Here is a 5931-nt window from a genome sequence, read left to right as displayed (position 1 = left end):
GTTCTCGATGTAGTCCTCTGAAACGACGGAGCCGCCGCCCGAAAAGGGCGGCGGCTCCGTCGTTTTCGGGACGGCCTCAGCTGTCGGCGGCCGACACCGTCATGTAGACCTGGTAGCGATCGGCCCGGTACCACGACTGCGCGTGCTCGACGGCGCGATCCCGCGAATACGAGATGCGGTCGAAAGCCAGTAGCGGCGAACCGGTTTCGGTGCCCAGCCAGCCCGCGTGCCGCTCGTCGGCGGCCACCGCGCGCACGCTCTGCTCGGCGCGGTCGATGGGACAGTCGTACTCGCGGGCGAACAGCGCGTAGAGCGACTGCGTCAGCTCCTGATCGAGCAGGTCCGGCAACAGATCCTCGCGGTACCAGCCGTCGTCGATGGACATCGGCAGCCCGTCGGCCAGCCGCAACCGAACCAGGTGGAACGCCTTCGTATTCGCGGCCAGCCCCAGCGCGGTCGCCGAGGCCGGGGGCGGCACGGCGTGATCGGTGTGCAGCACCACCGTGCTCGGGGTGCGGCCCAACCGGCGCATGTCGTCGGAGAACGACGCCATGTGCAGGCGCGAGCGGGCCACCCGCTCGGCCACGAAGGTGCCCTTGCCCGGAATGCGAGTGATGGTGCCCTCGGATTCGAGCTGGCCCAGCACCTCGCGCACGGTCATGCGGCTGACCCGGTAGTCGTCGCAGAGCTGCCGCTCGCTGGGCAGCATCTCGCCGGGACGCAGATTCGCGCACAGGGTGGTCAGCGCCGAACGGAGCTGCGCTTGTTTGGTCACGCGCCCTGACACGTCGATCCGGTCCTCTCCGCCCCCTGCGGACGCGGTCACTTCTCGTTGCGCGCCTTGGGGAATCGCTTCTGCTTGGCCACCCAGCCTGCCATCTTGGCCCAGTGGCCCTTCGCGGGGGTGACCTTCGAGATGAGCTCGCGGTCCCACTCGTCGGCCTCGGTCAGGCCGTCGACGGTCTCGACGAGGGCCTTCGCCGCGGCCAGGGAACCGACGACCCGGTCACCCATGACGCCGTCGGCGCCGACGAGGGTGACACGCACGCCGACGCGGCCGATGGGCTGCAGCACCGCGGTGGCGGAACCGCCGTGCTCGGCCACGAATCCCTTCACGGAATCCACGACGGACGGCGAGACTTTCTCGGATGCCGGGGCGGCAGTAGCGCTCATGGGCTGCAGTTTACCCACCGGTATTTCAGCGTCTATGAAGCGCCGCGCATCTCACATCCGATGAGGCGTCCGATACCGCCGCGGGGGCCGGGTGTAGAACTGGAAGCATGCGCGCCATCCAGGTTTCCGAGCACGGCGGTCCCGAGGTCCTGCGGTACGTGGAGGTGCCCGACCCGCAGGTCGGGGCCGGACAGCTGCTGGTGAAGACGCAGGCGGCCGGAATCAACTTCATCGACACCTACATTCGCACCGGGCGTTATCCGACGCCGGTCCCCTACGTTCCGGGGTCGGAGGGCAGCGGCGTGGTGACCGCGGTCGGGCCCGACGTCACCGACTTCCTGATCGGTGACCGGGTCGCGTGGGCGGCGGCTCCCGGCAGTTACGCCGAGCAGGTGATCGTTCCTGCCGCCGTGGCGATTCCGGTGCCGGACGGGGTGAACGCCGAGATCGCGGCGTCGGCGTTGCTCCAGGGCATGACGGCGCACTATCTGATCGAATCGATCTACAAGCCGTCGCCGGACGACGCGGTGCTGGTGCACGCGGGCGCGGGCGGCGTGGGATTGATTCTGACGCAGCTGCTTTCGGCACGCGGGGTGCGCGTGATCACCACGGTGTCCACCGACGACAAGGAGAAGCTGTCGCGCGATGCGGGCGCCGCGGAAGTGCTGCGCTACGAGGAGGACGTCGCCGCGCGGGTGCGTGAGCTCACCGGCGGTGTCGGCGTGGCCGCCGCTTACGACGGAGTGGGCGCCTCGACGTTCGAATCGAGCTTGGCGGCCACGCGAATTCGCGGCATGGTGGCGTTGTTCGGCGGGGCGAGCGGGCCGGTGCCGCCGTTCGACCTACAGCGCCTCAACCCCCTGGGCTCCCTGTTCGTCACCCGCCCGACCCTGGCCCACTACACCCGCGATCGCGCCGAATTGCTGTGGCGCTCAGGCGATATCATGAACGCCGTCGCCGACGGCACCCTGCATGTCCGGATCGGCGGCAGCTACCCCCTGGCCCAGGCCGAGCAGGCCCACCGCGATCTCGAGAGCCGCAAGACGACCGGCTCGATCGTGCTGGTGCCCTGAGACCGGACCACCCACCCCGGTCCTGGGCTCGATCGCTATCGTGCCCAGGACTTTTCGGGCGCGGCCAGGCCGCCGGGCGCGCGCGGGTTCGAGTGTTCGGTCGCGGCTAGTCGATGTCGCGGCCGGTGAGGCCGCGGTAGACGAAACGGGTCACGGCGTCGATGGCCTCGTCGTCGGTGAGAGTCAGGCCGCCTTCCTCCACCGCCTGCAGTAGGCCGGTGGCCGACAGGAACATCATGGCCAGGCTGACCTCGTCCGAGCCGGGCAGGCGCAGTCCAGCGGCGGCGAAACCGTCGAGATGGTCGGCTACTTCCTCGCGTTGCTCGGTGGCGAATCGGGCTGCGATGCGGGCGAAGTCGGCGTTGACCAAGGCCGCTTGGCCGACCGAGCGCAGGACCGGCCAGTTCTTGCGGCCGAAGTTCCAGTAGGCCGCGACGTGATAGCGGACCGAGGCCGGGTCGGTGAAGTCGGCGGTGTGGGCGGGGTCCTCGGCGGAGTCGTCGCTCTCGTCGGCGAGGTCTTTCAGCAGCGCCTGTAGGAGCTCTTCCTTGCTGCTGAAGTGGTTGTAGAACGAGCCCGCGGCCCGTCCGGCGGCCGCGGTGATGTCGGTGATCTTGGTGTTGAGATAGCCGCGCTCGGCGAACAGCTGCCGGGCGGCGTGTTTGAGCGCCTGTTCGGTCTCGGCCGATTTCTCGCTGCGGCGGGCTGCCACTGTCCACCTCCTTGACAGCGGAAGCTACCACCCTCAATACTGAATTCACATTCAGTGAATATCGATTCAGTTTTGGGAGTCGCCATGAACACGCAGGTCCTCGTCGCGGGAGCCGGTCCGACCGGGCTCGCCCTCGCCATCGATCTGGCCCGGCGCGGCATAGGGGTACGCATCGTCGACAAGGCCGAGGAGTTCTTCGTGGGCTCCCGCGGCGACGGCATCCAGCCGCGCACCCTCGAGGTGTTCGAGGATCTCGGCGTGCTCGACGCGGTGCTGGCCCAGGGCATGCCGCAGGCGCCGCTGCTGATCCACGTGGACGGGCAGTTCGTGATGGAACGGCGGATGAGCGACTGGCGCGAGCCCAGTGCGGAAGTGCCGCACCCGAATCCGTGGGTGCTGGCCCAGGCCGATACCGAGCGGGTGCTGCGCGAGCGGCTCGCCGAACTCGGGGTCCGGGTCGAATCGGGTACGGCGCTGGTGGAATTCAGCGGTGGCGACGACGCGGTGACCGCGACCCTCGAGCACGCCGGGAAGCGTGAGACCGTGCGGGTGGATTATCTCGTCGGCGCGGACGGCGGGCGCAGCATCGTGCGCAAGGCCCTCGGCATCGCCTTCGAAGGCAGCACCGACGAGTCGATCCGGATGCTGCTGGGCGACGTGTGCGCGGACGCGCTCGATCATTCGGTCGGCTACTGGTTCTCGGATTCGAGCGCGCCGACGGACGGCATCGCGCTGATGCCGCTGCCCGGCGGGCGCAGGTTCCAGTTCGCCACCGGCCTGGACGCGGACTCCGGCACCGAACTCGCGGTGCTGCAGGACCACGTCACCCGCCGCTCACGCCGTGACGACATCGTCCTGTCCGAGCTGACCTGGTCGACGGTGTGGCGGCCGAATGTGCGCCTGGCACAGCGGTATCGGATGGGTCGAGTGTTCCTCGCCGGGGACGCCGCGCACGTGCATCCGCCGACCGGCGGGCAGGGGCTCAATACCGGCGTCCAGGACGCCGTCAACCTGGGCTGGAAACTCGAAGTCGCACTGCGCCATCCGGGTGCGGCGAGCGAGGCGCTGCTGGACACCTACGAGACCGAACGGCGCACCACCGCCGCCCGGGTGCTGGGCCTCAGCAGCGAACTGCTCGACCGGACGATCAAGGGCGATCCCGACGCCATGGATCGCGAGGGCACCCACCAGCTCGACATCAGCTATCGGACCGAGCCGGGGGCTGGGCTCCGCGCGGGTGACCGCGCACCCGATGCTCCGCTCACCGACGCGAACGGCAAGACCGTGCGGTTGTTCGAGCTCTTCGCCTGGCCGCAGGCCACGCTGCTGCTGTTCGGTCCCGCCGCCGACGACGCGGGGGTGCCGTCGATCGCGGTCGACACCAAGGTGGTTCGCATCCTCGGATCGGGATCAGCGTCCGGTACGGGCGAATTCGTCGATGCCGAGGGCCATGCGCAGCGCGCCTACCAGGCCGCCGACGGTACCCGCGCGCTCATCCGCCCTGACGGATATGTCGGTTTCATCGGCGGCTGAGCACTTCTCCACCCACACTGAACTCTTCCTCGAGCTCGGGGCTTCCTGGGGGCTGGTGTGAGAAGGGGTTTCAGGGGAAGCCCCTGAGAGCCCGAGTGTTGCCCCCACCGTGCAGAATGATCATGCTGCCGCGCAAGACGATTCGCCCGGACCGAACATTTTCGGCCACGCGAGGACGCCGCGACCCCGTAAGGTGGTCGCGGCGAAGGGTTCGGGCGGCCGGCAGGTAGAGGCGCATCGGTCAGAGGTGGTCTGGGATGTTGGTGAAGGTCCGTAACGACGACCCGTCGCGGTTGTCGAACACCGAGCGCACGGTGGTGAACTGGCTCAAATCCTGGAGTGGTCCGCAGGCGGTGCCCGGGATCGCGGTCGTGCAGTGCCAGGACGCCGACGTGGTGGTGTGGACTCCGCAGACCTGTGTGGTGGTGGGCGTGCACGGCTTCACCGATCGGGTCACCGGAACCCTCACCTGCGCGCAGGATCAGCCGTGGACCGTGGACGGCAAGCCCGCGCCCCTCGACGGGGACGCCGATCCCCTCGAACGGGTGCGACGCCAGACCGTCGATCTGGCCGGACAGTTGCGGTCCGCGCCCGGGCGCGAGCGGGTGCCGGTCAGCGGACTGGTGTTGCTGGTGCCGCAGCTGGGCAGCCGGGTGAAGCTCGAAAAGGGTGACCTGCCCGCCGGAATCGACGTGCTGATCGGCGACGGGCCCTCCTCGCTGCGCGCCTATTTCACCAAGCTGGCGGAGGGCGCTCCGGCGTCCTGGGATGCCGCGCAGGTCGGCCAAGCGCTCGGTGCGCTCGGATTCGCCGCCGCCGCAAGCTATTCCGATCTGGTCACCGAGGGGTTCCCGGTGCCGGACTCGGCGCGGGACGCGCCGCTGCCGTTCTCGAGCCGGGCCACCGAGGTGCTCTCGGTGCCGACCGAACCGCTGCGTTCGCCGGGTGGATCCGAGGCCGGTGGCGCGGCCTCCGGCGGTGTGGCCGGCGCGGAGGACGAGACGCGTCCGGTCGTGCAGCAGGAGCCCGCCGTGCCCGCGCGCGGTGCCGGGTCGGCGGCCAAGGCGGCGATTCCCGCCGCGACCTCGGCGGCCGCGGCCGCGGCGGCATACGCGGCGGTCACCGGAATGCAGCCGCAGTCACCACCCGCGGCGACACCGCAGGGGCGGGGCAATCCGCCGCCGCCCACCCCGATGCCGGGAGCCCGGCCGACACAACCCTTGCCCGTGCCGATGGGACAACCGCAGCGGCCACCGGTCGGGCCCGGACCGCAAACCGGCCCGCCGCCGGGCACTTTCGCACCGCCGCAGCAGCAACAGCAACCGCCGCCGCAGTCCGGGTTCCCGCTGTGGTCGGAGCAGCGGGCCACGCGCGGAACCGAGCCGTCCATGCGCGCGCTGCCGACCCTGGGCGTGCTCACCTTCGTGGTGCTGTTGCTCG

Annotated in this window: 6 protein-coding genes; 3 read left to right on the top strand and 3 right to left on the bottom strand. The window is 69.9% G+C overall.

Annotated features, from left to right (window positions below):
* Positions 1 to 76: 76 nt before the first annotated feature.
* Positions 77 to 775 carry a GntR family transcriptional regulator gene (locus ACWELQ_RS35680; RefSeq protein WP_452401423.1) on the bottom strand — a complete coding sequence of 233 codons (699 nt, stop codon included), beginning with the start codon at positions 773 to 775 and terminating at the stop codon, positions 77 to 79.
* A 47-nt stretch (positions 776 to 822) separates the two neighbouring features.
* Complete coding sequence (locus ACWELQ_RS35675) at positions 823 to 1173, bottom strand: hypothetical protein (RefSeq protein ID WP_452401422.1); 351 nt, start codon at positions 1171 to 1173, stop codon at positions 823 to 825.
* A gap of 107 nt (positions 1174 to 1280) precedes the next feature.
* On the opposite strand from ACWELQ_RS35675, the gene ACWELQ_RS35670 reads away from it, so the two are divergent.
* Positions 1281 to 2246, top strand: a complete 966-nt coding sequence (locus ACWELQ_RS35670) for a quinone oxidoreductase family protein (RefSeq protein WP_452401421.1) — start codon at positions 1281 to 1283, stop codon at positions 2244 to 2246.
* Between the two features lie 106 nt (positions 2247 to 2352).
* Here the strand turns inward: ACWELQ_RS35670 and ACWELQ_RS35665 are convergent, their stop codons facing one another.
* Positions 2353 to 2958: a TetR/AcrR family transcriptional regulator gene (locus tag ACWELQ_RS35665; protein ID WP_452401420.1), complete on the bottom strand. Its 606-nt coding sequence runs from the start codon at positions 2956 to 2958 to the stop codon at positions 2353 to 2355.
* 84 nt (positions 2959 to 3042) lie between these two features.
* Between ACWELQ_RS35665 and ACWELQ_RS35660 the strand changes: the two genes are divergently transcribed.
* Positions 3043 to 4491, top strand: a complete 1449-nt coding sequence (locus tag ACWELQ_RS35660; protein WP_452401419.1) for an FAD-dependent monooxygenase — start codon at positions 3043 to 3045, stop codon at positions 4489 to 4491.
* Positions 4492 to 4748: 257 nt separating this feature from the next.
* A partial coding sequence (locus ACWELQ_RS35655) for a hypothetical protein (RefSeq protein WP_452401418.1) occupies positions 4749 to 5931 on the top strand: 1183 nt, incomplete at its 3' end.

The sequence above is a fragment of the Nocardia sp. NPDC004722 genome (genome assembly GCF_053601505.1).
Note: the sequence above shows the minus strand (reverse complement) of the source record. Positions and strands in the feature narration are given on the sequence as shown.